Source organism: Pseudomonas sp. GQ91, assembly GCF_059758795.1.
Map to the genome: position 1 here is coordinate 1 of NZ_JCAXED010000016.1, position 25798 is coordinate 25798.

A 25798-nucleotide genomic window follows, 5' to 3' on the forward strand; every position below is an offset into this window, starting at 1 on the left:
TCTGGCAATCATCGAGAACGCGATGAACCTGAAGAACATCGACACGTTCTACCAGTATGTGATTCGCGGTTCGATCCTGTTGCTGGCGGTGATAATCGACCGGATGAAACAGCGCTGACTCAGTCATAATACCGCTGGTTTTCGTCACTCCCTATAGGCCCGATATGCAGGAAAACGCCCACCCTCCCGTCAAAGATGCTGCCCCCACCGGCACGCAGACCTTGCTTCGTGGTCTCGGCGTGGTGCAGGCCGTGGCAGCCGGCGCGCGGGATCTCAAGGAAATTGCCCGGCGCATCGGTACCACCCGCAGCACCACCCACCGCCTGGCCAGTTGCCTGGTGGACGAACGCTACCTGCGCGTGGTGCCGCAGGTCGGCTACCTGTTGGGGCCGAAGCTGATCGAGCTGGGCTTCCAGGCACGCGAAGAGCTGCCGCTGGTGACGCTGGCGATACCGTATCTGGACGAGCTGTCCGCGCTGACCGGTGACACCATCCACCTGGCGGTCCGCGAATACGACGACGTGCTGTATCTGCACAAGAACCCCGGCCGCAATGGTCCGGAAATGCGTTCGCGGGTCGGCCATCGCATGCCGCTGGCGCGTACCGGTATCGGTAAGGCCTTGCTGCTGGATGACTCGCAAGAGGAATGGCAGCGCTTGTATCAAGTGAGCCTGCCGGAGGGCGGGAAAAACCTGCAATGGCCGCAGCACCCGGAACAATCCTGGGCGCAATTCGAGCAGCGCATGCGCGACTACGTGACGGGCGGTTATGCATTCGACCTGGAGGACAACGAACCGTCGATCCGCTGTGTCGCGGCCCCGGTACGCGATGCCAGCCGGCGCATTGTCGCCGGCATCAGCATCGCCAGTACCGTGCCCTATATGCCGCTGGAAAAAATGGCCGAGCTGATACCTGTGATCAAACAGGTCGCGGCAAGGCTGTCAGCGGAATTGGGCGCGAAGGCCTGATCAGGCCTTCAGGGTCGCCATGTCGATCACGAAGCGGTACTTCACATCGCCAGCGATCATGCGGGCGTAGGCTGCGTTGATCTGGCGGATGTCGAGCATTTCGATGTCGCAGGTAATCCCGTGCTCGGCGCAGAAATCCAGGACCTCCTGGGTTTCGGCAATGCCGCCGATCAACGAGCCGGCCAGCACCTTGCGGCCCAGTACCAGCTTGGCCGCGTGGACGGGCGGGTCCACCGGTTCAATCAAGCCCACCAGAATATGCACGCCGTCAAAGCGCAGAGTATCGAGGTAGGGATTGAGGTCGTGTTGTACCGGAATGGTATCCAGCAGGAAGTCGAAATGTCCGGCGGCGGCCTTCATTTGTTCGGCATCGGTGGATACGATCACGTGATCGGCGCCCTGGCGACGACCTTCTTCAGCCTTGCTGGCGGAGCGGGTGAACAGCGTCACTTGCGCGCCCATGGCCTTGGCGAACTTGATGCCCATATGGCCCAGGCCGCCCATACCGAGAACCCCGACCTTGTCGCCGGCCTTGACGCCGTAGTGCTTGAGCGGCGAGTAGGTAGTGATACCGGCACAGAGAATCGGCGCCGCGCTGGCCGGGTCGAGCTTGGCCGGGATCTTCACCACAAAGTGCTCGCTGACCACGATGCTGTCGGAGTAACCGCCCATGGTGTTGCTACCGTCGACCCGGTCCGGGGTGGCGTAGGTCATGGTCGGGCCTTCGAGGCAATATTGCTCAAGGTCGGATTTGCAGGCTTCACAGTGACGGCATGAATCAACCATGCAACCGACACCCACCAGATCGCCGACTTTATGCGCACTGACGCTGGCGCCGACGGCAGTCACCTTGCCGACAATCTCGTGACCCGGCATCAGCGGGTACACCGCGATGCCCCATTCGTTACGGGCCTGATGGATATCAGAGTGACAGACGCCACAGTATAGAATCTCAATCGCCACATCATCGGCGCGCGGGCTGCGACGCTCGAAGGACATAGGGGCGAGGGGAGTGGTGGCCGACTGGGCGGCATAACCGATGGCGGTGTACATGCAGAAACCTCGCAAAAGGAATGACTAGGGAGGCGGCGAATTCTCCGCGTCAGGCCAGGCCACGGCCATGGCGATTGCTCCGAGTCTTATGCCTATTCGTCCGGGACTGCCCCTTGTTCAGCGTTATCGGGCCCCAGACCTGCGATGATGTTCTCATCCCTTTTTTACGAAGTTTTTTGCCATGTTGTTGACCCGTCATCTCGACGCTAACGCTGCGCTGGTTGCACTGATCGAAGCGCTGACACCCCGCGATGGTTTCTCCCCCACGAACCTGCCCGGCGTGCAGGTATTGCGGGCCAGCTGCGATGTGGCGCGCGGACCGCAGATCTACGAGCCGAGCCTGATGATTGTCGCCCAAGGCAGCAAAGTCGCGTACCTGGGCCCGCGAACCCTGGAATATGGCGCCGGGCACTACCTGATCCAGGCGATGCCCGTGCCCTTTGAATGCGAGACTTTTGCCTTGCCCAACGCGCCGTTGTTGGGGGTGACGGTGGGGATTGATCGAGTGATGCTGGGGGAGTTGGTAATGGCCATGGGCATCAGGCCGGGACCTGCGCCGGCCGCGCAGACGTTGGAGTCGATGAGTTCGGTGGTACTGGATGATGCGATGCGCGGCTGTGTCGAGCGATTGCTGCAGTGCCTGCACGATCCGCTGGAGAGCCGGATCTTGGGCCCGGCCCGGGTACGCGAGTTACTGTTCACCGCTTTGCGCGGACCCCAGGCGGATGTGTTGCGGGCGCTGGTCGAGCAGCAGGGGCAGTTCTCGCGGATCGCCACGTCCTTGAATCACCTGCACGCCCATTACGCCGAGCCACTCAATATCGGGACCCTGGCGGGGTACGCCAACATGAGCGCGTCCACCTTTCACGAGCATTTCAAGCGTTGCACGCTGTTGTCGCCGGTGCAGTACCTCAAGCGTCTGCGGCTGCTCAAGGCCCAGCAGTTGCTGCTGGTGGACGGCATGGGCGTGGCCCAGGCTGCGCACAACGTGGGTTACCAGAGTACCTCGCAGTTCAGTCGCGAATACAAACGCTACTTTCTGCGTAACCCGGGAGAGGAGCGAGCGGCCTAGTTATCCCAGGCAAAACACACATCCAGTTGTGGGAGCGGGCTTGCTCGCGAATGCGGTGGGTCAGATAAAACATTCATCAACTGACAGACCGTATTCGCGAGCAAGCCCGCTCCCACATTTGATCTGTGTCGGCCACAAAAAAGGCCCTGATTCGGGCCTTTTTAAGCAGATTTACATATTCGGGTAAGTCGGCCCACCCGTACCCTCGGGTGTCACCCAGGTGATGTTCTGCGAAGGGTCCTTGATGTCACAGGTCTTGCAGTGCACGCAGTTCTGGGCGTTGATCTGGAAGCGTTTCTCGCCGTCTTCCTTCGTGATCACTTCATACACGCCAGCCGGGCAGTAGCGCTGCGCCGGTTCATCGTAGAGCGGCAGGTTGGTGCCGATCGGGATGCTTGGGTCCTTGAGCTTCAAGTGGCACGGTTGTTCTTCTTCATGGTTGGTACCGGAGATGAACACCGAGCTCAGCTTGTCGAAGCTCAGCTTGCCGTCGGGTTTCGGGTAGTCGATTTTCTCGCTGTCCTTGGCCAGCTTGAGGCAGGCGTAGTCCGGCTTGGTGTCGTGCAGGGTAAACGGCATTTTGCCGCCGAGAATGTTCTGGTCGAACCAATTGAAACCGGCACCGACGATCGGACCGAACTTGTGCATCGCCGGGCCGAAGTTACGGGTGGCGAACAGTTCTTCGTAGAGCCAGCTGGCTTTGAAACTGTCGACGTAGGCGGTCAGTTCATCACCCCCTTCAGACTCGGCGAACAGACGATCAGCCACGGCCTCGGCGGCGAGCATGCCGGACTTCATCGCAGTGTGGCTGCCTTTGATCTTGGCGAAGTTCAGGGTGCCGAGGTCGCAACCGATCAGCGCGCCGCCCTTGAAGACCATCTTCGGCAGCGAGTTCAGGCCGCCTTTGCAAATGGCGCGCGCGCCGTAGCTGATGCGCTTGCCACCTTCCAGGTATTGCTTGAGCACCGGGTGATGCTTGAGGCGCTGGAACTCATCGAACGGTGACAGGAAGGTATTGCTGTAGGACAGATCGACGATCAGGCCGACGACCACTTGATTGTTTTCCAGGTGATAAAGGAACGAGCCCCCGGTGTTCTCGCTGCGCATGATGTCCAGCGGCCAGCCGGCGGTGTGGACCACCAGGCCTGGCTGATGTTTGGCTGGATCGATTTCCCAGATTTCCTTGAGGCCGATGCCGTAGTGCTGGGCATCAGCGTCGCTGTCCAGGTTGAAACGCTGGATCAGTTGCTTGCCGATGTGGCCACGGCATCCTTCGGCGAACAACGTGTACTTGCCACGCAGTTCCATGCCTGGGGTGTAGAGGCCTTCTTTAGGCTGGCCTTCACGGTCGACGCCGAGATCGCCGGTGATGATCCCGCGGACCACGCCATTTTCGTCAAACAAGGCTTCCTGGGCGGCGAAGCCCGGGTAGATCTCCACGCCCAGGTTCTCGGCCTGCTGGGCCAGCCAGCGGCACAAGTTGCCCAGGGAGATGATGTAGTTGCCTTCGTTGTGCATTGTCTTGGGCACAAAGAAGTCCGGGACCTTGGTGGACGCTTCTGCGCTGCGCAGCACATAAATGTCATCGCGCACCACCGGGGTGTTGAGCGGAGCGCCGAGCGCTTTCCAGTCCGGGAACAACTCGTTCAGGGCCCGTGGTTCAAACACGGCGCCGGAGAGGATGTGAGCGCCGACTTCGGAGCCTTTTTCGACCACGCAGACGCTGATTTCCTTACCGGCTTCGGCGGCCTTCTGCTTCAGGCGGCAGGCGGCAGACAGTCCCGCCGGGCCAGCGCCGACGATGACCACGTCGAATTCCATGTATTCGCGTTCCACAGGCTATCTCCTACTCAAGGCTCTACAGTTTTTTTTCTAATGGGTGGAGGTTCGGTGTTTCACCCATCATTGCCCGCATGAATTTCATGCAATAGCGCGGGATGGGACACCTTTCTCTCTAGGTGGCGCATTATATCTACACCACTCTCAGCGTCCAATACAAACGTTTGTTTGAATTGCTCGCAAGCTAGGTAAATCAAAGCAGCGCGGCTTATGACTGGCCATTTTGGCGTATTGACCGGAATAGGCGTTCCGGTCAATATACGGTCGGTTTTGCGCTTCCCGTAGGCGGACAGCCGGTTTCAAGGCCACCTCCAAAGGCAAGGCAACGGCCAGCAGAGTGATGCGTACGTCATTGCGGCACGCAGTTTACACGCAGCGAGAATGAATGACTTGTCGGTCACCCCTGACGAACGGTCTTTATTATTGAGTACGTGCAACGTTAGCTGTCATGACTGCCTGCGTTTTTAGAGGTGCCCTTGTGCGCCGTTGAGCATCTACCGCCAGGTTTATCCGGGCGGCTTCCTTTTCACCGGAGAGTAACGAGGAATCCATGAAGGTTCTTGTAGCTGTCAAACGCGTTGTCGATTACAACGTGAAAGTTCGCGTCAAGGCGGACAATTCCGGCGTCGACCTCGCTAACGTCAAGATGTCGATGAACCCGTTCTGCGAAATCGCCGTGGAAGAAGCCGTACGCCTGAAAGAGAAAGGCGTTGCGACTGAAATCGTCGTCGTTTCCATCGGTCCGACCACTGCCCAGGAACAGTTGCGTACCGCCCTGGCGCTGGGTGCCGATCGCGCCGTTCTGGTCGAATCCGCTGAAGAGCTGACCTCGCTGGCGGTTGCCAAGCTATTGAAAGCCGTTGTCGACAAGGAACAGCCTCAGCTGGTGATCCTCGGCAAGCAGGCCATCGATAGCGACAACAATCAGACGGGCCAGATGTTGGCCGCACTGACCGGTTACGGTCAGGGCACCTTCGCTTCCAAAGTGGAAGTCAGCGGCGACAGTGTTGCCGTGACCCGCGAAATCGACGGCGGTGCGCAGACGGTTGCCTTGAAGCTGCCGGCCATCGTCACCACCGACCTGCGTTTGAACGAGCCGCGCTACGCGTCCCTGCCAAACATCATGAAAGCCAAGAAGAAGCCTCTCGAAGTGCTGACTCCGGACGCTTTGGGCGTTTCCACCGCCTCCACCAACAAGACCGTCAAAGTCGAAGCGCCGGCAGCACGCAGCGCGGGTATCAAGGTCAAGTCGGTGGCTGAACTGGTCGAGAAACTGAAAAACGAAGCGAAGGTGATCTGATCATGACTATCCTCGTAATCGCCGAACACGATAACAAGGTGCTGGCCCCGGCCACCCTGAATACCGTGGCTGCTGCCGCCAAAATCGGTGGCGACATCCACGTGCTGGTTGCAGGCCAGGGCGCGGGCGCCGTGGCTGAAGCCGCTGCAAAAGTCGCTGGCGTGAGCAAAGTACTGCTGGCCGACAACGCCGCTTACGCTCACCAGTTGCCGGAAAATGTCGCGCCACTGGTTGCAGAACTTGGCGCTGGCTACAGCCACATCCTGGCTGCCGCGACCTCCAACGGCAAAAACATCCTGCCGCGCGTTGCTGCGCAGTTGGACGTTGATCAGATCTCCGAGATCGTTTCGGTCGAAAGCGCCGACACCTTCAAGCGTCCGATCTATGCCGGTAACGCTATCGCTACCGTCCAGTCCAACGCCTCGGTCAAAGTCATCACCGTGCGTGCCACCGGTTTCGACCCGGTTGCGACTGAAGGGGGTTCGGCTGCCGTTGAAGCGGTCGCGGCTGCCCACGACGCGGGTACTTCCAGCTTCGTTGGCGAAGAGCTGGCCAAGTCCGATCGCCCTGAGCTGACCGCGGCGAAGATCGTCGTTTCCGGCGGCCGTGGGATGCAGAACGGTGACAACTTCAAACACCTGTACGCCCTGGCCGACAAGCTGGGCGCCGCGGTCGGTGCTTCCCGCGCTGCCGTCGACGCAGGTTTCGTACCCAACGACATGCAGGTCGGCCAGACCGGCAAGATCGTTGCTCCACAGCTGTACATTGCCGTCGGTATCTCCGGTGCGATCCAGCATTTGGCTGGCATGAAAGACTCCAAAGTGATCGTTGCGATCAACAAGGATGAAGAAGCGCCGATCTTCCAGGTCGCCGATTACGGCCTGGTGGCGGACTTGTTCGAAGCCGTACCTGAGCTGGAGAAGCTGGTCTAATCCAGCCGCTTCACTTATAAAGAGCCCGGTCCTTGACCGGGCTTTTTTTGTGCGCCCTTTTTTGATTGGAGAACCCTGCCATGCAACTGCGCGCCTGGACTGTACTGCTTGGCCTGACGCTGCTACCGACCTTGTCCGTGGCCGCCGGCAAATGTGAGCGCCTGATCGTGACCGGCAGCCCGGACGCGCCGCCCTATTTGTGGCGCGATCCCCAGGATCCTACCCATTTGATTGGCGCCAATGCCGATGTGCTGCAGCAAGTGGCCAAGGAACTGGGGCTGAAAATCGATCTGCTGTACGGTGGCAAGCGCTCACTGGCCCTGGACGAAGTGCGCAGCGGGCGCATGGACCTGCTGGCGGATGCGCCGCTGAGTCTCAACGAGCTGGAAACCCTGGACTATGTCTATCCGGCGCTGATGCACGCGGATTATCGAGTGTGGACCCGCATGGATTCGCCGCTGGTCTACAACGGAGCCGCTGACTTGCATGGCTACAAGGGCGCTGTATCGGAAAAGGCGCGCCTGGGACGGAATTTTGAAGCATTCGCCGGGGAGCATTTGACCCTGCAGCGCATGCCCACCCTGACCCCGGCCTTTCAAAAGTTATTGTTGGGTGAAGTGGACTACGTACTTGCCGAGCATTATTCCGGCATCGCCCTGGCCCAGACCCTGGGCATGAGCAACGATCTGATGGCGCGCGAACTGCCTATCGACCGACCGGGCCTGCACCTCGCCATTTCCCATGACTCGGCCTGCAATGATCCGTGGTTGCGCGGACAGCTCGCAAAAAAGATGACAGAATTGTCTGCGTCCGGCCTGACGGAAACTGCGCTGCAACGCAACCTGGAGCGCTGGAAACTGCAATTGCAGCAACCCGTCAGTGCCCCAACAAAGTAGGGATTTTTAGTGATTATTCGACCTCTTTTCGCGGCCCTCGCCGTTGTGACGCTGGCGGGCTGTGCCGCAGATCCTGCGCCGAATGAACAAATGCGCCTGACCCGACAGGCGCTGGAGCAAGCCACGGCGGTCGGCGCCGTCGCTGATGACGTACCGGAGCTGAAACTGGCCGAGGGTAAATTCGCCCGGGCCAAGGCCGATATGGCTGATGAGTCTTACAAGGATGCCCGCATGCAGGCTGAGCAAGCCGAGCTGGATGCCCGTCTGGCCGAGGCGCGGGTACTGACGCAGAAGAGCCAGGAACAGCTGAACGTACTCGACACCCGCATCACCCGTTTGCGCAAACAGTTGGGAGACGCCCAATGAGCCCGCTGACTCGAGGGTTGAGCGGTGCGGTATTGCTGGCCAGCGCGGCGCTGGGCGGTTGCGCCAGTCATTCCGATAGCGCTATTGCGCTGCAGCAGGCGGGCAATGACTTCCAGAACGTCAAGAAAGACTCCAATGTGTTGCGTATCGCTCCCAAGGATGTCATTCGGGCCGGTGAATCCCTGGCCCGCGCCGACCGTCTTTCCAGCTATTGGGGCAGCGGTGCGGACGTGGTGCACTACGCCTACCTGAGCCAGCGCTACAGCGCGATCGCTCGGGAACATACCAATCTGGCACTCAACGAGGAGCGCGGCGCCAAGCTCGAACTGGAGCGCCAGCGCCTGCAATTGGCCTTGCGTGAAGCCAAGCTGCTGAGCGTGCAGCAACAGGGCAAGTGGCTCGAAGAACAGATTGCCAGCCTGACCACCCAGACGGATCGTGGCCTGGTGATGACCTTGGGTGACGTGTTGTTCGATACCGGCGAGGCCGAATTGAAAAACTCCGCCAACCGCACGGTCTTGAAGATTGTCCAGTTTCTGCAACTGAACCCCAAGCGCGTGGTGCGCATCGAGGGTTACACCGACAGTACCGGCGGCGAGCAGGAAAACCTCAAACTGTCCCGGGACCGTGCCCAGGCGGTAGCGGATATGCTGGTGGACCTGGGGATTAATGAGCAACGCATCCAGGTGGAAGGCTACGGCGATCAATATCCGGTGGAAGTGAACGCCTCGGAACGAGGGCGCGCGCAGAATCGCCGGGTCGAAATCGTGTTTTCCGACGACAAAGGCCGCCTGGGCGCTACCCGCGAATAAAAGCTGATCGCCTGTGCAGACGCACGTGCCCGCGGCTACAGGACACCTTGCAGCCTATAACCCGATCCATGATCGGGTTTTTAATGCCTGCAATACAGTTCTCAACCCCCACAGTTTTTTCTATCACTGTCGCTCATCCTCGACTATTGTGACGACTGTCCCCGTACACTTCTCAACTGTGCCGGTGTGTTTCACACAAAAATAAAATACCCGTGAAATCGAGTGCTGCGTCATGACCAATCTTTTGCTGTACCAACGGATCGCCCAGCAACTGGCTGAGGATATCCGACGTGGTGTCTACCAACCGGGTGAGCGCGTGCCGTCGGTGCGCAAGATGAGCTCCCAGCTTAATGTCAGCCACGCGACGGTATTGCAGGCCTACGCCAACCTTGAGGACCAAGGGTTGATTCGCGCACGGCCCCAGTCCGGGTACTACGTCCACCAGACCCCGGCCCTGACCGCACCGACGCCGGATATCGCGCGGGTCGAACGTCCGGGCCTGGTAACCCGCAGCAGTATTATCCAACAGGTATTGGTGGAGTCTCGCCGCGAAGGCGTGTTCCCGCTGGGCGCTGCCGTGCCGAGTGTCGACTACCTGCCCGTCAGGGCGCTGCACCAGCAATTGGCCAAGGTCACGCGCTTCCAGAGTCCCCGGGCTTTCAGCTATATGTTCAGCCCCGGTTTTGAGCCGTTGCGTCGCCAAGTGGCGATCCGCATGCGGGATGCCGGCGTGGTGGTCGACCCTTCCGAAGTGGTCATCACCCACGGGTGTGTCGATGCATTGCAGATGTCGCTGCGGGTGCTGACCCGCCCGGGTGACCTGATCGCGGCTGAGTCACCGACCTATTATGGTTTGTTGCAACTGGCCGATTTACTGGGACTCAAGGTTATCGAGATTCCCAGCGACCCGGTCACGGGCATGAGCCTGGAGGCGCTGCAACTGGCGGCCAACCAATGGTCGATCAAGGCGTTGGTACTGACCACGCGCCTGAGCAATCCCCTGGGCGGCACCATGCCCGAAGAACGGCAGAAACAGCTGCTGCGCCTGGCTTCGGATTTCGATATCCAGATCGTTGAAGACGATATCTACGGCGAACTGATGTTTGAGCTGGGCCGGACCAAGGCGCTGAAAGCCTATGACCGGCTGGACCGCGTGATCTATTGCTCGAGCTTTTCCAAAACCCTGTCGCCGGGCGTTCGTATCGGCTGGATGATTGCCGGCAAGTACCAGCAGGAAATCCAGCGACTGCAAATGTTCAGTACGCATTCGGCGTGCAGCGTCACCCAGATGGGCGTGGCGGCGTATCTGGAGAATGGCGGTTACGACCGGCACCTGCGTTACATCCGGCAGGAATACCGCAAGAACCTCAGCGCCTTTCAACTGGCCGTGCAGCAGTATTTTCCTGAAGGTACCCAGATGAGCCGTCCGACCGGCGGGTTTATCCTGTGGGTCAGTCTGCCGGGGCGGGTCAATGCCCAGGAACTGCATGTGCGTGCTTTGCAGCAAGGTATCAGCATCGCACCGGGACTGATTTTCAGTAATACGGAACAGTTCAACCACTGTGTTCGCCTCAATTGCGGTACACCGTGGAATCGCGAGGCCGAGCGGGCGTTGATGACCCTGGGAATGCTGGCGAGCCAGTTATGTCAGGAGGCAGCGGGCGGTTTTTGAGCCTTCAACAAGCGGCGAAAGTGATACCAAGGCACTCACCGCGCTTGTCATGCAGGGCTCAACAAGCGAGCATATGGCCTTCTGCCGTTAATGTCGTTGGCGATATGACCTCTACTCTTTCTGCCGCGCTGTTGATCTGTCTGGTAAGCCTGTGCAATGTCACCCCGGCGTCGGGGGCACCTGCGGCGCAGCTTTTACTGGCGGCGAATGCCGAGCAAAAGTCAGCACCCGCGAAGAAAACGGTTCAGTCGAAAAAGAAAGCGCCGGTCAAAAAGAAAGCTGCAGTAAAAAAGCGACCACCCATCGCCAGCAAATCCAAGTCGGCCCGTGAAGTGGCCCGGACCAAGCTTGCACCCGTACAGTTGGACCTCAGCCTGCCTCAAGAAATGGTCAGGCATTTGCAGCCCCTCGGCACGATGCCGCCACCTAAGAACACGCCGTTGTTGCCACCGATGTTCAGTGAGAAACCGCTGGATAACAGCGCCTTCGAGATCAATGGACGTCTGCTCAGCAATGAAATGCAGTTGCAAATGCGCAACGACGAGCGCCGGGATGTCGAGGGCGCGGCGCTGGATTTTGAATTCCGGAACTAATTTTCCTGTTCAAGTGACGCGAGCCGTCGGCCATCTGTCGCAGACTGGTCGGTCACTTTTGTTTTATGCGAAAAACCCCTGTTGGACCAATTTTAAACAGATGTTTAAGGGCGTACTCTAGCCTGGCCATCAATACTTTGTCGTCGAGGACCTGCTGGTCATGAAATGCCGTGAAGGCTGTGGCGCATGCTGCATTGCCCCCTCCATCAGCTCGCCGTTGCCGGGTATGCCCAATGGCAAACCAGCGGGCGAACGCTGCCTGCATCTGTCTGTCGAACAGCTGTGCCAACTGTTTGGCCGGCCGGAGCGGCCTGCGGTGTGTGGAGCTTTCGCGGCGGATCTCGAGGTCTGTGGCCACAGCCAGGAAGAAGCGATCAGATTGATCGGCTGGTGGGAGCAGATGACGGCGGCTTAGAGGGCTTTAAGCTCAGAACTTCAACAATAAAGGAAGACAACAATGGGTTCGCTGAAACGAATGGCTGTGTTGTGCGGTTTTACTGTTTTGTTTACGGCCGCGGCGCAGGCTGAAGAGTGGCAAGTTGCCAAGGATGAAGACGGTATCAAGGTTTCGTTGAGTGAAGTAGCGGGTTCCAAATACAAGGCTTATCGCGGCGTGACGTTGATCAAGGCGCCATTGGCCAAGATCCAGGCCTTGCAGGAAGACGTCTCGGGTGCTTGCGCCTGGATCCATGAATGCAAAGCTCAGACACTGGTCGATCATAAGGGCGGCGAGAGTTGGACCTACACCCAATTCAATGCACCGTTCCCGGTAACCGATCGTGACTCCTACATACATGTCACGACCACCAAGGGCGCCGATGGCAGCCTGACCCGTCAGTTGGAAGGGGTGCCCAGCTATAAGCCGCAAGAAAAAGGTTATGTGCGTGTGGCCCAGGTCGAAGGCTTCTGGAAACTGGTGCCTAAAGGCGCCGACCAGACCGAAGTGATCTATCAGGTTCACACCGAACCAGGCGGCAGCGTGCCATCCTGGTTGGCCAACAAGTTCGTGGTCGAGGCGCCTTTCAATACGTTGAAAGCCCTTAAGGAACGCGCCGAAAAGTAAGCCCGGCCGGTCCGGTGCCTCCAACCCTGAGTGGAACGATTTCCCATCCCTCAGGGTCAAGATATCGGTAAGCCCATCCATGGGTTTTATCGAGGAGGCACTGAATGCAAAAGTGGCAAGTTACCTTCGTTGATGATCACGGCGATCAGTCCGTGGAGCAGTTCACCTGCGAACAACAGCCCAGCCTCGAAGAAGCTGCGCAGATGATTCGGGCCAAATTGCTGCCGATCGCCGCCCAGTTGGACCTCAATGACCTTGAAGGCCGTACCGACGAGCCCACGGTCAAGAACCTGAAAAATCAAAACAGCATTCAAATTCTCGACATCACGCCTGTCTCCTGAACATTCCCTGTACGTCTTCAACACGCCTCTGGTGGAGGTGATAGCTTCGCGCTACTCTGCAAGAGAGATCAGCGAATGAATCGCTAAGGTCTGGTCTTGTCAGCTACATGCTTGTTTTCCTGCGGCGATCTCATTGCCGTTATTCCGCGCCGTTCACGTGCGGGTCCTGGGAAGCACGGAAAGTCTATCCATCGGTTTTAGGAGGACGTTTCATGAGCACAGCCTATCAAGAAGACATCAGCACCAACGTGTTGCGCCGCATGAAAGAGGGCGGCTTTGATTTCTCACGTTTCCACCCCATCGAGTTCTACGCTATTTTTCCGGATGAGGAACGGGCGCGCAGGGCGGCGGGTCGATTTCGTGGGGAATCACTCAATGCCCAGGTCAGCGCGCGGGATGATGGCGCCTGGTACCTGGAGTTGAGCAAAGTGATGTTCGCGACCTACGACGGCATAGGAGACTTTGAGCAAGACTTTGAGGCGGTGGTCGAGCCTTTGGGCGGGATCCTTGAGGGATGGGGCGTGAAGCAGGAGGTGCGTGGCTTGCCCATGTAATCGTGCAGTGAAAAACACAGCGTATCGGCTGACCTTCGGGTTGGCCGTTTTTGTTTCTGGCATCCGAAAATGCGCAATACCGATAACTCCAGGTGAAAAATCCCGCATAAAAAAAGGCCACCCGAACAGGGTGGCCCAAAGGGAAGGAGGGAGGTAGTCAGTACAACGCTACTAAGCTACCGACAGATCAATCAGTTTGGCTGTAGGACGAATCCTATTCAGCGGATAGGAAGAATTATCCGCGATTGCTGGAGGGCAGTGAAATCAACTCTGGCTATACCGGTGATAGACACAGTCTGCGACTGTTTGAAGCTTGGGCGGCGGCGTTGAAACGTTTGTTGCACCAGAGCGGTGCGTCGGCATTACTGGCTAACGCTAACTGATTGATATCTGGTCATATATCCCGCTGGCACGGGCCTTGCGATGGCCGTCAGGCACAGACCCTTGTGACAAGGAGTACGTATGACCCGCGCTTATTACGATGAAATGTACGACGAGGCGGGTGAGGTTCGCCCCCATTATCGCGAGTTTGCCCGTTGGTTGGCCCAAACCCCTGCCGAACTGCTGGCTCAGCGCCGGCGCGAAGCCGATTTGCTGTTCCGCCGCGCCGGTATCACCTTCACCCTGTGCGGTGACGAGCAGGACACGGAGCCGGTGATTTTGGTGCAGCAGCAATAGTGAGAAGCGCCCCGCACACGCGCAAGTGCAGCATCTACCAAATTCTCGGACCCGGAATCCACGCGCGCAGGCTTTCAGGGTTGTTTGCGGCCCGCCATATGCTTCAAGTATCCCAGCAGCAACTCCAGATCGGCATCTGGCAACACACTGGCCGCAAAGGCTGGCATCTTGGCCTGCGGCCAATGCCTCAGGCTTTGCGGATCGCGAATATACCGCTTGAGGAAATCGCCGCCGAAATATTCGGTTGGACTGTAGGGAATGTTCAGGTCCGGCCCCATCTGAGCATCACCCGCGCCGTTCAGCCGATGGCAGGCCAGGCAGTTCTTCTGAAACAGCGCAAACCCCAGGTTGACCGGGTCATCGGCTGCCAGCGTCGGGTCCGGCAATAACGCTGGGAACCGCTCGGCAACGGTCTGCAACTGCTTGATTGTCGACAACTGGAACGGCCATTGCTCGGGGCTGATATGACCCGCTTGCGGATCGGTCCAGACCAGGTAGAAGGGGCCCGCGCTGTGCTGGCCATTCCCCAGCAGCGGCCACGGGTGGGCCGGATCTTCTACCGCGAGCCAGGCACGGGCGCCGTTTTTCTGCAGCAGCGGCGCGGCTGCCAGCTCGGCGGCAAAGCCATCGAGCGCGACCGCCTGCAGGTGATTTTGCGCAGTGATGCCCGGCAATAGTTCCGCCAGAGGAACCGCGCGATACTTCATCGCACGTTTGTAGGACACATCATCAGCGATGCGCACGGTTTGCGCGCTCGGGTGTTTCAGCAACTCGGCTGTTTGCCAGGTTTTCCGGGTGTGGTCCAGCTCGATGGTCAACTGCGCGGCACCGGCTGGCAGGGCCAGAATCAACGTCACGAGCGCTATGATCGATTTCAAGGGTAAGCCCATGTCAAAGGGGGAGGCGGCTTAACCATACCGGAAAGCCATGCACAAACGGCACGCAAAAAGACAGCGCCTGCGACGGGAGTGCTCTAGGCCATATCCCGGCAGGTGCTGCCAAAGGCTGCAAGGCTGATGCGGCAGGCGCACCGGCACAGAATGGATGAGTTACCCGATGATCTTGGTCAGATTGGGCAAAATCAGAATCAGGGTGGTGGCGAAGAGAATGAGCCCCGCCTGGCGTACTTTCGATTGTTTGAACATGGCTGACTGCCTTTTGTTGTTATTCCTGAGCGTCAAATGCGCCGGTGCGTCTCCATCAAGTAGCCACGTTAGAGTGAATACATGGCACTTTTCTTACAGCTGCTCCAGCAAGACCCGGCAGCAGCCTCTTACGGCTCTTACAAACTCAACCTTAGAGTCCTTGTGCTTCGTGGCTTAGATCCCTTTCATATCAACCAAGATTGAAATCTTCTTAAAACGGAATGAGGCACATAGCCATCTCGGCGGCAGCCCCTTGGCTAGACAGCTAAAACGTTTAATCAGCGGTTTCCGATAGGGACCTACCGTTCGTCTGAGCGTGGTCGTCAAGGGCAATGAGCGCTTCGGTCATTGAATCTGGCCTTCGGGCGCTTAAGGTAAGAGCACGGTCGGCTCTCCTCTCGAGGGCTCCATTGCACAGTGGTTCGAGGACGTCATGACCCAAGCTTTGATCTTTGATGCGGTACGCACGCCCAGGGGCAAAGGCAAGGCCGATGGTGCCTTGCATAGCGTCAAGCCGGTGAATCTGGTGGCTGGCTTGCTGAACGCGCTGCAACAGCGCAGTGGCCTGGACACCCGGCAGGTGGATGACATTGTGCTTGGCTGCGTCACGCCAGTCGGGGACCAGGGCGCCGATATCGCCAAGACAGCTGCGTTGGTGGCCGATTGGGACGTCAGCGTCGCCGGTGTGCAAATCAACCGCTTCTGCGCCTCGGGCCTGGAGGCGGTCAATCTCGGGGCAATGAAAGTGCGCTCCGGTTTTGAAGAACTGGTGGTGGTCGGCGGCGTCGAGTCCATGTCTCGTGTCCCCATGGGCAGCGACGGCGGCGCCTGGGTGCTGGACCCGCAAACCAATATGCACAGTCACTTCACGCCCCAAGGTATCGGCGCCGACTTGATCGCCACCCTCGAAGGTTTCACGCGTGAGGATGTTGATGCCTTTGCCCTGCACTCACAGCAGAAAGCGGCGAGGGCAAGATCGGACGGTTCCTTCAATAAATCGCTGATCCCAGTGCAGGATCAGAACGCTATCGTGCTGCTGGCTCAAGACGAGTTCATTCGTGGCGATTCCACCCTCGAAGGCCTGGGCAAGCTCAAGCCCAGCTTCGAAATGATCGGCCAGATGGGCTTTGATGCGACGGCGCTACGCGTCTACAGCCATGTCGAGCGCATCCACCATGTCCATACACCGGGCAACAGTTCCGGGATTGTCGATGGTGCGGCACTCATGTTGATTGGCTCCGAGGCCAAGGGCCGGGAGCTGGGCCTGCAGCCACGGGCGCGGATCGTCGCCACGGCGGTGACCAGCACCGATCCGACCATCATGCTCACCGGTCCGGCACCCGCCACCCGCAAAGCCCTGGCCAAGGCGGGTTTGCGGGTCGAGGACATCGATTTGTTCGAAGTCAACGAAGCCTTTGCCTCGGTGGTGCTCAAGTTCATCAAGGACATGGGCATCGACGCTGCCAGGGTCAACGTCAACGGTGGCTCGATTGCGCTGGGCCATCCCCTGGGAGCAACGGGGTGCGCGATCCTTGGCACCCTGCTCGACGAACTGGAGGCACGCCGTCAGCGTTACGGCCTGGCCACCTTGTGCGTGGGCGGTGGCATGGGCATCGCTACGATTATCGAACGTCTCTGAGCCTAAGGAATTTGTCATGAGCGACGCCATTCGTTACGAAAAAGGCCAGGACCAGATTGTGGTGCTGACCCTCGACATGCCCGGCCAGAGCGCCAACACCATGAACGCGGTGTACCGCGCCGCGATGGCGGCCACCATCGCCCGCCTGGAGGCGGAAAACGACTCGATTGCCGGGGTTATCATCACGTCGGCGAAAAAGACTTTCTTCGCCGGTGGCGACCTGAATGAACTGATCAGCGTCGACAAACCTCACGCCAAGGCCTTCCACGACATGGTTCTGGGCCTGAAGGCGCAGTTGCGCAGCCTGGAAACTCTTGGCAAACCCGTGGTGGCGGCCATCAATGGCGCGGCCCTGGGCGGGGGCTGGGAAATATGCCTGGCGTGCCAGCACCGGGTGGCACTGGACCACGCATCCGTCCAGATCGGCTTGCCGGAAGTCACTCTCGGCCTGTTGCCGGGCGGCGGCGGAGTGGTGCGGATGGTGCGTCTGCTGGGCCTGGAGAAGGCCTTGCCCTATTTGCTCGAAGGTAAGAAAGTCTCGGCGCAAAAGGCCTTGCAAGCGGGCTTGGTCGACGAATTGGCGGGGGATCGCGATGAACTGCTGGCCAAGTCCCGGGCCTGGATCCTGGCCAATCCAACGGCCCAGCAACCGTGGGATGTCAAAGGCTATCAGATCCCTGGCGGCACGCCGTCGAGCCCTAAAGTGGCACAGATGCTCGCCATCGCACCGTCAATCCTGCGGGCGAAAACCCACGGCTGTTTTCCGGCCCCGGAGAAAATCCTGTGTGCCGCGGTGGAAGGCGCACAGGTGGATTTCGACACCGCGCACCTGATCGAAACCCGCTACTTCACCGAACTGACCACCGGCCAGGTCGCGAAGAACATGATCGGCACCTTCTGGTTTCAGCTCAATGAAATCAACGCAGGGGGTTCACGTCCCCAAGGTTTTGCGCCGTATGTGACCCGCAAGGTGGGCATTCTCGGCGCCGGGATGATGGGCGCGGGGATTGCCTACGCCAGTGCGGCGGCGGGCATTGATGTGGTGCTCAAGGACATCACGTTGGCGGCGGCTGAGAAGGGCAAGGTGCATTCGGCGGGATTATTGGAGAAGAAGGTCGGTCGTGGGCAATTGACTGCCGAGCAGCGGGACAGCATCCTGGCGCGGATTCATCCGACAGACGCCGACGCTGAGCTGGCCGGTTGCGATTTGATTATCGAGGCAGTGTTCGAAGACCGTGAACTCAAGGCTCGGGTCTCGGCGGCCGCGCAAGGCGCGGTGGGCGCTGACGCGGTGATCGCCTCCAATACCTCGACCTTGCCCATCAGCGGCCTGGCCACTGCCGTGCCTGACCCGGGCAAATTCATCGGCCTGCATTTCTTCAGTCCGGTGGACAAAATGCCGCTGGTGGAAATCATCAAGGGCGCCCGCACCAGTGACGAAACCCTGGCTCGGGGTTTTGATTTCGTACTGCAAATCAAGAAAACCCCGATTGTGGTGAATGACAGTCGAGGTTTTTTTACCTCACGAGTGTTCGGTACGTTCACCCATGAAGGCATCGCGATGCTGGGCGAAGGCGTAGCGGCTCCGATGATCGAGACCGAAGCGCGCAAGGCGGGCATGCCTGTAGGCCCACTGGCGGTTTCCGACGAAGTGTCGCTCAGCTTGATGAGTCATATCCGTCAACAGACTGCCAAGGATCTGCAGGCGGAGGGTAAGCCATCGCCCGAGCATCCGGCGTTTGCGGTGATCGAGTTGTTGCTCAATGAATATAAGCGCCCGGGCAAGGCCGCGGGTGGCGGTTTCTACGAGTACCCAGTCGGCGCGCAGAAATACTTGTGGCCGCAGCTCAAAAATCGATTTGAAAAACCCGATCAACGCATTTCGCCACAGGATGTGCGCGACCGTCTGTTGTTTATTCAGGCCATTGAAACCGTGCGCTGCGTGGAAGAGGGTGTATTGATGTCCACCGCCGACGCCAACGTCGGGTCGATTTTCGGTATCGGTTTCGCGGCGTGGAGCGGCGGGGCCCTGCAATTTATCAATCAATACGGCCTGAACGACTTTGTTGCCCGGGCGCGCTATCTGGCCGAGCAGTACGGTGAGCGCTTCACCCCACCGGCCTTGTTGTTGGAGAAAGCTGCGCAGAACGCGACCTTCTGACGTTATTGGACATGTGCGGGGCTTGCCTTGTAGGGGTATTTCAAGGCAGGCTCTGGGGTGTTCATTATTCCCATCGCCGTGTCAGGTATTTTTTATGTCGCTACGCGTCTGCATTCTGGAAACCGATATCCTGCGTCCCGGCCTGATCGATCAGTATCAGGGTTACGGGCAGATGTTCAAGCAGCTGTTCTCCAAGCAGCCGATTGCGGCCGAGTTCGTCGTCTACAACGTGGTGCAGGGTGAATATCCGTCAGACGACGAAGTGTTCGACGCGTATCTGGTGACGGGCAGCAAGGCCGATTCCTTCGGCGCCGATCCGTGGATCCAGACCCTCAAGACCTTCCTGCTGCAGCGCTACGAGCGCGGCGATAAATTGCTTGGCATCTGTTTCGGACACCAGTTGTTGGCACTGCTGCTGGGCGGCAAGGCCGAGCGCGCAAGCAAGGGCTGGGGCATCGGCATCCATGACTACAAACTCAATGCCAAGGCGCCGTGGATGAGCCCCGTCGTGGAAGAGCTGACGTTGTTGATCAGCCACCAGGACCAGGTCACCCGCTTGCCGGAAAATGCCACGGTGATTGCTTCCAGCGATTTTTGTCCGTTCGCTGCGTACCACATCGAAGATCAGGTGCTGTGCTTCCAGGGCCATCCAGAGTTTATCCACGATTATTCCCGTGAGCTGCTGGAGATTCTTCAGACAAACCTGGGCGAAAAGGTTTACACCAACGGTGTCGCCAGCCTGGAGCGTGAACACCACGGCGCTACCGTGGCGGAGTGGATGATGCGTTTTGTGGCGAACAAGCCTGGGCAGGCCTGATCCGCCCCGACGGGGGTGGACTTATAGCCACCCCGAACGCTTGAAGCTGACCCACAGTCCCGTACACCCCGTGGCAATAAACCCCAGCACCGCAAAATAACCGTAATGCCATTGCAGTTCAGGCATGTTCTGGAAGTTCATCCCGTAGATCCCGGCCACCGCCGTGGGAAACGCCAGGATTGCCGCCCAGGCCGCAAACTTGCGCTGCACTACGCTCTGGCGCGAGGCTTCCAGCAACACACCAATCTCTATGGTCTGGCTGGCGATGTCGCGCAGGGTGGAGAGGTCTTCCATCTGCCGCGTGACATGGATCTCCACATCGCGAAAGTACGGGCGCATCTTCTTATCGATAAACGGAAACTTCAGTTTCTGCAACTCTTCGCTGATCTCTACCATCGGTGCCACATGACGCCGCAACCGCAGCACGTCGCGTCGCAGGCTGTGAAGGTGGTGGACGTCACGTTCATTCAGGGAATTGCACAGCACATTGCGCTCCAGTGCGTCGATCTCGGCATGAATCGCCTCGCTCACCGGCTGATAGTTCTCGGTGACGAAATCCAGCAGCGCATAGAGCACGAAGTCTTCGCCGTGCTCCAGCAGCAGTGGCCGCGCCTCACAACGCTGGCGGACATAGCCGTAGGAAGCCGAGTGACCGTTGCGCGCCGTGATGACGTAGCCATTGCCGGCGAAGATATGGGTCTCGATAAACTCCAGCTTGCCTTCGTCTCGAACCGGCGAATAGGTCACGATAAACAACGCGTCACCAAACGTTTCGAGCTTCGGTCTGCTGTGTTTTTCCAGAGCATCTTCGATGGCCAGTTCATGCAGGTTGAACTGGCGTTGCAGGTCGGCCAGTTCCTCGGCATCCGGCTCTTCAAGGCCGATCCACACAAAATGGCCGGGTTTGGCCGCCCAGGCGGCGCCTTCCTCGAGGGTGATATCAGTGATTTTTTTTCCGGCGCTGTAGACGGCTGCCGCAACAACTCTACCCATAATGCTGATCGCTTCTTTTTTGAATGACGGATGACCGTGGCAGGTGGCTTAGCCTGCTCTGGATTATCAGAGTCAGCAATGTCTACGAGGGTTCACCGACAATAAAAAGCCCGCGCTGTGCGCGGGCTCCGATCAGCGGGTTTGCAGTTGCCGATCCATATCCTCAATGCACACGATCATCTGCTCGCGGCAGGTTTCCATCAGCCGAGGCATGTCATCCAGCGTCAATCCGGCCGTAGGAATCGCCGGCAGTGAACGAATCAGAATGTCGCCGCTGTTCCAGCGGTTGAGCTTCATCTGCTTCACGTAAGTGCTGACGCATACCGGCACAATCGGTACCCCGGCGGCGATCGCCATCTGGAACGCACCCTTCTTGAAGGGCAACAAGGTCTTGCCCAAATTGCGCGTCCCCTCCGGGAACACCCAGATTGACGTGTCTTCGTGTTGCAAGGTGTGAGTGGTGGTCAGCATCGAGCGCCGCGCTTTCTGCGCATTACCGCGGTCGATCAGTACATTACCCGCCAACCAGAACAACTGCCCGAACAACGGCACCCATCTCAGACTCTTCTTGCCGATACAGACCGTGCGGTAGGGCACCACGGTGCCAAACACAAACAAATCATAATTGGACTGGTGATTGGCAATGATTACGCAACTGCTGGGTTTGTCCCGCAACGAGTCCACCTGTGGCTTCACCCGCAAGCGCAGTATCCACATGGCTGGCAGGGCGTAGAGCCGTGCGCAGAGACGGCTATTGTCCGGGTTGAACGGTCGGCAGATTCCCAGCAGCACGCCGAGTCCGCCCGCCACTAGAAAATGCAGACTCATCAATAACATGCGTAAACAGTAGAGCATCGACACAGTCCATCGGGACAAAAGGTGGCGCAGTGTACGGATGTGCACTATTTTCGGCAATTACCCCGGTAGAAGTAGGAGATGGCCGGTGTTTAAGCGCATGTTTCCACATAGGTCGATAAGTGCGATCTAGCGGGGCTGTAAGAGGTTCGGCAGGGAGGGTAGGAAAAAGCTCGACATCAGCGTCCACAGTGGCCGATTGCTCCTGTGGCGAGGGACAGGCCCTGACGCCGTTCTGTTAAGGCTTTTGTAGGAGCGAGCTTGCTCGCGAAAAACCTCAACGATAACGCGTGTTTCCTGAATACACGCGACGCCTATGAGTTCTTCGCGAGCAAGCTCGCGCCTACAATAATCGCTATTTGCTTAACTGAACGGCGTTAGGGCCTGTCCCTCGCCACAGGAGGTGGTTCAGCCGGCTAAATCAGCCCAAGTGTTCCTGATCCAGGATGATCGCGTTATCCAGCAGTTCCAGCAGTGCTTTACGCACCTTCAATTTAGTGTGCTTGTGGGCGTTCATATTGATCTTCTTCAACTGCCGCGCCGCTTCCAGAGCAGCTGCCTGCAGCTCCTGCGGTGCCACCACCTTGTCGAGGAAACCTGCATTCACGGCGTCTTGCGGGTTAAACATCTCGGCATTGATCACTGAACGATGAAACGCCGACTTACGCAGGCGATCCCGCGCCAGCTCGATCCCGGCGTGGTGCATGGTCATGCCAATCATCACCTCATTCAGGCCAATGCTGAACGGTCCGTCGACACCGATGCGGTAATCCGCCGACAACAACAGGAAAGCGCCTTTCGCCACTGCGTGGCCAGGGCACGCAACGATCACCGGAAACGGGTGCGACAATAAGCGTCGCGCCAGGGTGGAGCCGGACGTCACCAGGCTGACCGCTTCTTTTGGGCCGGCCGTCATCACCTTCAAATCATAGCCACCCGACAAAATCCCTGGCTGGCCGGTAATGATCACCACCGCGCGATCTTTCTCGGCCTGATCCAGCGCCTCATTAAACGCACTGACCACCGCAGGGGAAATGGCATTGACCTTGCCGTTGTTCAAGGTCAGGGTCGCAATACCGTCTTCGAGGTGGTAGGCAATCAACTCACTCATGACGCGATTCCTTGTAATAAGTGTAATAGAGGTGCAGGCAACAGACGTTACCCAGCCTGCCCGGCCTGGTAAAGCGCCATGACTGACTGCCCAGTCAGGATTTTGCCCTTGCATCCTGCCCGGAACAGGCCATGGCGGGGCAAATCAGCCGCAATAGACGCCTAGCTCCGGGCCTTGAGAATGGCAGAATCGCCGTCCTTCCTGGCGCGCCACAAGCGTTGCGCCCGTGATAGCGGTCTAAGCGCATGAAAATTCTGAAAAAAACCTTTGCCATCAGAAAAGCTTTCGACTACATTAGCGCGCCTCGACAGACTGAATCAGTTTGACGAGATACGGTGAAGTGTCCGAGTGGCTTAAGGAGCACGCCTGGAAAGTGTGTATACAGGAAACTGTATCGAGAGTTCGAATCTCTCCTTCACCGCCACATTCTACAAACACAAACCCCTGGTTTTCCTAGAGAAAGCCGGGGGTTTGTGGTTTTTGGTGTTTAAAAAAAGGGCCATATGGGACAGGTGCTCTATTTCGGTGCGTAAAAATAGAGCCTGGCGAATGAGCGTGAAAGGCCATTTTCAGCTGGCCGCCGATGACTTGGCCTGTGTGTGGCTAACTTCGGCCAAAAACAGCCGCTCAAAAGTGTCTAGGAAAGCCGGGGCGATTCACATTGCGGCCAGCGGAACTCAAATTTCTCGCGGGTTGCGGTATCGGACGGGGTGTCGCAGACGTACTGGATCACCGACGGGTCGGTGTGCAACGCGAGGAAAAAAACGCCCAGTCGCCGGCTTCCAGTGGCCGCAGGTAAAGCCGCTGGGTGTATAGCTCCATTATTTGACGCTCCTTGCTGATCCTGGCTCAAGCGATTAAACAAATCGGGTATCTTTAGCCGCCTCAGCCGCCAGTCTGCGTCAGACTCAGCGCATGATCGATTGTTGAGGGAAGAATGGAATGACACTCAGGGTGATGGTGGTCGGTGGCTACGGCAATTTTGGCAGCATCGTTTGTCGGCATCTGGTGGTGGCGCCGGGCATTGAACTGGTGATCTCGGGCCGCGACTCACACAAGTTGCAGGGCAAAGTGGATGAGCTGAAAAGCCAGTCGGGCACCGTCTGCGAAGGCTGGTGCGGCGATGCTATGGGCGCCGGGTTCGCGTCCGTTTTGCGGTCGATGAACATCAAGTTGGTGATCCACACCGGCGGCCCGTTCCAAGGGCAATCCTATGCCGTCGCCCAGAGTTGCATCGACGCGGGCGTGAACTACTGCGACCTGTCCGACTGCCGCACCTTCGTCAACGGCGTGAGGATGCTGGATGCACAAGCCCGGCAGGCAGGCGTGGCGGTCCTCAGTGGTTGCAGCTCCGTGCCGACGCTGTCGTCCGCCATCATCGATCAGTACCGTTACCGCTTCACCCGCATCGACTCGATCGAGCACGGCATTTCCTCCTCGGCCAAGATGCCGGGCCTGTCCACTGTCGAAGGCGTGCTGGCTTACGCGGGCAAACCGATCAAGCAGCTCAGGCATGGCCAGGTGCATGAAGTGCTGGGCTGGCAGGACCTGACGCTGCGCAAAATGCCTGAGCTTGGCACGCGGGTGTTGGCGAATGTGGACGTGCCCGACATGGACATCTTTGCCAGCCGTTATGGTGCCCACACCCTGAGCTTCAAGGCTGGCGCGGGGCTCAAGCTTGGCGGTGTCGCCAACTACCTGCTGGCCCAGGCGCTGCGGTGGGGCGTCGTGCGTGACCATGTCGCCTGGGCGGCGCGACTGCATCGGCTGGGCACCTGGTTCGAGCGCTTTGGCGATGGCAAAAGCGCGATGTACATCGACGTGCAAGGCCTCGGTACAGCAGGGCAACCGCTGTCCCTGGCGGTGCAACTGACGGCCCTGAATGACAAAGGCCCGGAAATCCCCAGCTGCGCCGCCGTTGCTCTGGCCCTCAAAATCGCCCAAGGCTACGTACCCGAACCCGGTGCGCGGCCATGCGTTGGCGAAATCACCGTCGACGAATACATGGCCGCTATCAACGACCCGACAAACCTCAGCCTGGCCGTGCATTTCTCTGACGGGCAGGGCTGACCCATGCTCTATCTGGGCCTGAAGTACATCCACATCATCGCGGCGATTTTCCTGTTCGGCTTCGGCATGGGCTCGTATCTGTATCTGATCGCCGCGAGCCGTACGGCCAACCCGCAGGTGATCGCCCATGTGGCGCGGATGGTGGTGCAGTTTGATACCTGGATTACTACGCCGGCGGGCTTCATTCAGATCATCACCGGCTTTCTGCTGATCAAGCTTGCCGGGCTTCCGTTGACCACCGAATGGGTGCTGACTTCGCTGATCATCTTCCTGTGCGTGGGGGCGCTTTGGCTGCCGGTGCTGGTGCTGCAGAAGCGTTTGCAGCAGATGGCGCTCAGTGCGGTTGAGACGGGCAGGGCGCTCGATGATGGTTACCGCAGCGTCTACAGGAAATGGTTCTGGATGGGCGTTTTCGGGTTTTCGGGGATGTTTGTGATCGTGCTGATCATGGTGACGAAGATGACGCCATGGCAGTTGAATGAGCTGTTTCTGTGTTGCTGATACAAGGATTGCCAATGAGTGAAACAGACATCCAATCCATCTCGCCAGATGATCACTACCGGGTTGAGGTGACGCCCTGGGAAGCGCGGAATACGCAGTGGGTGTATTCACTGCGCATTGTGGATACGTGGCAGGGGAGCTGTGTTTTTCAGTTTGAGGATGCTCGTTGGTCGGCGGATCAATCGGTCTGGCTGAACCCGACCACTGTGGAGCTCAAACTGCGCAAATTTCCGGGAGATACGACGGGGCTGGGTGTGCGCGTTGTGGTTGATTGTGCGAGGCTTGTGGCGCGTTTGGGCGATGGCCGCGAGGTTGAGTTATCCGCGCTGGAAGCTGCGCTTGATGCGATCGAGCTGAAATAAATGCC

25 protein-coding genes, 1 tRNA gene and 2 pseudogenes are annotated in these 25798 nt (G+C 58.7%); 22 read left to right on the forward strand and 6 right to left on the reverse strand.

What is annotated here, in order from left to right; translation table 11 throughout:
• Both AC6CIA_RS21810 and AC6CIA_RS21815 read left to right on the forward strand, forming a co-directional pair.
• Nucleotides 1-118: pseudogene (locus tag AC6CIA_RS21810) on the forward strand (L-arabinose ABC transporter permease AraH); the annotation flags it as partial.
• A gap of 46 nt (nucleotides 119-164) precedes the next feature.
• Nucleotides 165-968, forward strand: a complete 804-nt coding sequence (locus tag AC6CIA_RS21815; protein WP_339531593.1) for an IclR family transcriptional regulator — start codon at nucleotides 165-167, stop codon at nucleotides 966-968.
• Here the strand turns inward: AC6CIA_RS21815 and AC6CIA_RS21820 are convergent, their stop codons facing one another.
• Complete coding sequence (locus AC6CIA_RS21820) at nucleotides 969-2021, reverse strand: NAD(P)-dependent alcohol dehydrogenase (protein ID WP_498315032.1); 1053 nt, start codon at nucleotides 2019-2021, stop codon at nucleotides 969-971.
• Nucleotides 2022-2202: 181 nt separating this feature from the next.
• Between AC6CIA_RS21820 and AC6CIA_RS21825 the strand changes: the two genes are divergently transcribed.
• Entirely contained in the window at nucleotides 2203-3093 is an 891-nt protein-coding gene (locus tag AC6CIA_RS21825; protein WP_498315034.1) for an AraC family transcriptional regulator, read from the forward strand.
• 171 nt (nucleotides 3094-3264) lie between these two features.
• Here AC6CIA_RS21825 and AC6CIA_RS21830 read toward each other — a convergent pair whose 3' ends face one another.
• Complete coding sequence (locus AC6CIA_RS21830) at nucleotides 3265-4929, reverse strand: electron transfer flavoprotein-ubiquinone oxidoreductase (protein ID WP_498315036.1); 1665 nt, start codon at nucleotides 4927-4929, stop codon at nucleotides 3265-3267.
• A gap of 553 nt (nucleotides 4930-5482) precedes the next feature.
• Here AC6CIA_RS21830 and AC6CIA_RS21835 point away from each other — a divergent pair.
• From AC6CIA_RS21835 to AC6CIA_RS21890, 12 genes and pseudogenes are all read left to right on the forward strand, one after another.
• The gene (locus AC6CIA_RS21835; RefSeq protein ID WP_498315038.1) at nucleotides 5483-6232 is read left to right on the forward strand and encodes an electron transfer flavoprotein subunit beta/FixA family protein; all 750 of its coding nucleotides are present in this window, start codon (nucleotides 5483-5485) and stop codon (nucleotides 6230-6232) included.
• Nucleotides 6233-6234: 2 nt separating this feature from the next.
• Nucleotides 6235-7164 carry an electron transfer flavoprotein subunit alpha/FixB family protein gene (locus AC6CIA_RS21840; protein WP_498315040.1) on the forward strand — a complete coding sequence of 310 codons (930 nt, stop codon included), beginning with the start codon at nucleotides 6235-6237 and terminating at the stop codon, nucleotides 7162-7164.
• 80 nt (nucleotides 7165-7244) lie between these two features.
• Nucleotides 7245-8060: a substrate-binding periplasmic protein gene (locus tag AC6CIA_RS21845; RefSeq protein WP_339531588.1), complete on the forward strand. Its 816-nt coding sequence runs from the start codon at nucleotides 7245-7247 to the stop codon at nucleotides 8058-8060.
• A 9-nt stretch (nucleotides 8061-8069) separates the two neighbouring features.
• Nucleotides 8070-8426, forward strand: a complete 357-nt coding sequence (locus AC6CIA_RS21850; protein ID WP_498315042.1) for a DUF4398 domain-containing protein — start codon at nucleotides 8070-8072, stop codon at nucleotides 8424-8426.
• Complete coding sequence (locus AC6CIA_RS21855; protein WP_498315044.1) at nucleotides 8423-9238, forward strand: OmpA family protein; 816 nt, start codon at nucleotides 8423-8425, stop codon at nucleotides 9236-9238. Before AC6CIA_RS21850 ends, AC6CIA_RS21855 begins: the two co-directional genes overlap by 4 nt.
• A gap of 232 nt (nucleotides 9239-9470) precedes the next feature.
• Complete coding sequence (locus AC6CIA_RS21860; protein ID WP_498315046.1) at nucleotides 9471-10910, forward strand: aminotransferase-like domain-containing protein; 1440 nt, start codon at nucleotides 9471-9473, stop codon at nucleotides 10908-10910.
• 104 nt (nucleotides 10911-11014) lie between these two features.
• Nucleotides 11015-11503: a translation initiation factor 2 gene (locus AC6CIA_RS21865; protein WP_498315214.1), complete on the forward strand. Its 489-nt coding sequence runs from the start codon at nucleotides 11015-11017 to the stop codon at nucleotides 11501-11503.
• Nucleotides 11504-11663: 160 nt separating this feature from the next.
• On the forward strand, nucleotides 11664-11918 hold the full coding sequence (locus tag AC6CIA_RS21870; protein ID WP_498315048.1) for a YkgJ family cysteine cluster protein: 255 nt from the start codon (nucleotides 11664-11666) through the stop codon (nucleotides 11916-11918).
• A 42-nt stretch (nucleotides 11919-11960) separates the two neighbouring features.
• Nucleotides 11961-12566, forward strand: coding sequence for an START domain-containing protein (locus tag AC6CIA_RS21875; RefSeq protein WP_498315050.1), 606 nt, complete (start codon nucleotides 11961-11963; stop codon nucleotides 12564-12566).
• A gap of 104 nt (nucleotides 12567-12670) precedes the next feature.
• Entirely contained in the window at nucleotides 12671-12907 is a 237-nt protein-coding gene (locus AC6CIA_RS21880; protein ID WP_498315052.1) for a hypothetical protein, read from the forward strand.
• A gap of 212 nt (nucleotides 12908-13119) precedes the next feature.
• The gene (locus AC6CIA_RS21885; protein WP_339531580.1) at nucleotides 13120-13461 is read left to right on the forward strand and encodes a ribonuclease E inhibitor RraB; all 342 of its coding nucleotides are present in this window, start codon (nucleotides 13120-13122) and stop codon (nucleotides 13459-13461) included.
• Between the two features lie 462 nt (nucleotides 13462-13923).
• A pseudogene (locus tag AC6CIA_RS21890) lies at nucleotides 13924-14121 on the forward strand (circularly permuted type 2 ATP-grasp protein); the annotation flags it as partial.
• Nucleotides 14122-14213: 92 nt separating this feature from the next.
• Here the strand turns inward: AC6CIA_RS21890 and AC6CIA_RS21895 are convergent.
• A complete protein-coding gene (locus AC6CIA_RS21895) occupies nucleotides 14214-15017 on the reverse strand; it encodes a c-type cytochrome (protein ID WP_498315054.1) in 804 nt (267 codons plus the stop codon).
• Between the two features lie 700 nt (nucleotides 15018-15717).
• On the opposite strand from AC6CIA_RS21895, the gene AC6CIA_RS21900 reads away from it, so the two are divergent.
• The 3 genes from AC6CIA_RS21900 (at nucleotide 15718) to AC6CIA_RS21910 (ending at nucleotide 19901) form a co-directional block, all read left to right on the forward strand.
• Nucleotides 15718-16923, forward strand: a complete 1206-nt coding sequence (locus AC6CIA_RS21900) for an acetyl-CoA C-acetyltransferase (protein ID WP_498315056.1) — start codon at nucleotides 15718-15720, stop codon at nucleotides 16921-16923.
• A gap of 16 nt (nucleotides 16924-16939) precedes the next feature.
• Complete coding sequence (locus AC6CIA_RS21905; RefSeq protein ID WP_498315058.1) at nucleotides 16940-19084, forward strand: 3-hydroxyacyl-CoA dehydrogenase NAD-binding domain-containing protein; 2145 nt, start codon at nucleotides 16940-16942, stop codon at nucleotides 19082-19084.
• Between the two features lie 94 nt (nucleotides 19085-19178).
• On the forward strand, nucleotides 19179-19901 hold the full coding sequence (locus AC6CIA_RS21910) for an amidotransferase (RefSeq protein ID WP_498315060.1): 723 nt from the start codon (nucleotides 19179-19181) through the stop codon (nucleotides 19899-19901).
• A 21-nt stretch (nucleotides 19902-19922) separates the two neighbouring features.
• Here AC6CIA_RS21910 and AC6CIA_RS21915 read toward each other — a convergent pair whose 3' ends face one another.
• The 3 genes from AC6CIA_RS21915 to AC6CIA_RS21925 all read right to left on the reverse strand — a co-directional run bounded on the left by AC6CIA_RS21915 (nucleotide 19923) and on the right by AC6CIA_RS21925 (nucleotide 22860).
• Nucleotides 19923-20894: a magnesium and cobalt transport protein CorA gene (locus tag AC6CIA_RS21915; protein ID WP_498315062.1), complete on the reverse strand. Its 972-nt coding sequence runs from the start codon at nucleotides 20892-20894 to the stop codon at nucleotides 19923-19925.
• Between the two features lie 132 nt (nucleotides 20895-21026).
• Nucleotides 21027-21749, reverse strand: a complete 723-nt coding sequence (locus tag AC6CIA_RS21920) for a 1-acylglycerol-3-phosphate O-acyltransferase (RefSeq protein ID WP_498315064.1) — start codon at nucleotides 21747-21749, stop codon at nucleotides 21027-21029.
• A gap of 421 nt (nucleotides 21750-22170) precedes the next feature.
• Nucleotides 22171-22860, reverse strand: a complete 690-nt coding sequence (locus AC6CIA_RS21925) for a crotonase/enoyl-CoA hydratase family protein (RefSeq protein ID WP_339531573.1) — start codon at nucleotides 22858-22860, stop codon at nucleotides 22171-22173.
• A gap of 334 nt (nucleotides 22861-23194) precedes the next feature.
• Here AC6CIA_RS21925 and AC6CIA_RS21930 point away from each other — a divergent pair.
• The 4 genes from AC6CIA_RS21930 to AC6CIA_RS21945 all read left to right on the forward strand — a co-directional run bounded on the left by AC6CIA_RS21930 (nucleotide 23195) and on the right by AC6CIA_RS21945 (nucleotide 25793).
• A tRNA-Ser gene (locus tag AC6CIA_RS21930) sits at nucleotides 23195-23284 on the forward strand.
• A gap of 518 nt (nucleotides 23285-23802) precedes the next feature.
• Nucleotides 23803-24930, forward strand: coding sequence for a saccharopine dehydrogenase family protein (locus AC6CIA_RS21935; protein WP_498315066.1), 1128 nt, complete (start codon nucleotides 23803-23805; stop codon nucleotides 24928-24930).
• A gap of 3 nt (nucleotides 24931-24933) precedes the next feature.
• Entirely contained in the window at nucleotides 24934-25431 is a 498-nt protein-coding gene (locus AC6CIA_RS21940) for a DUF2269 family protein (protein ID WP_498315068.1), read from the forward strand.
• Between the two features lie 14 nt (nucleotides 25432-25445).
• Entirely contained in the window at nucleotides 25446-25793 is a 348-nt protein-coding gene (locus tag AC6CIA_RS21945; RefSeq protein ID WP_498315070.1) for a hypothetical protein, read from the forward strand.
• Nucleotides 25794-25798 lie beyond the last annotated feature (5 nt).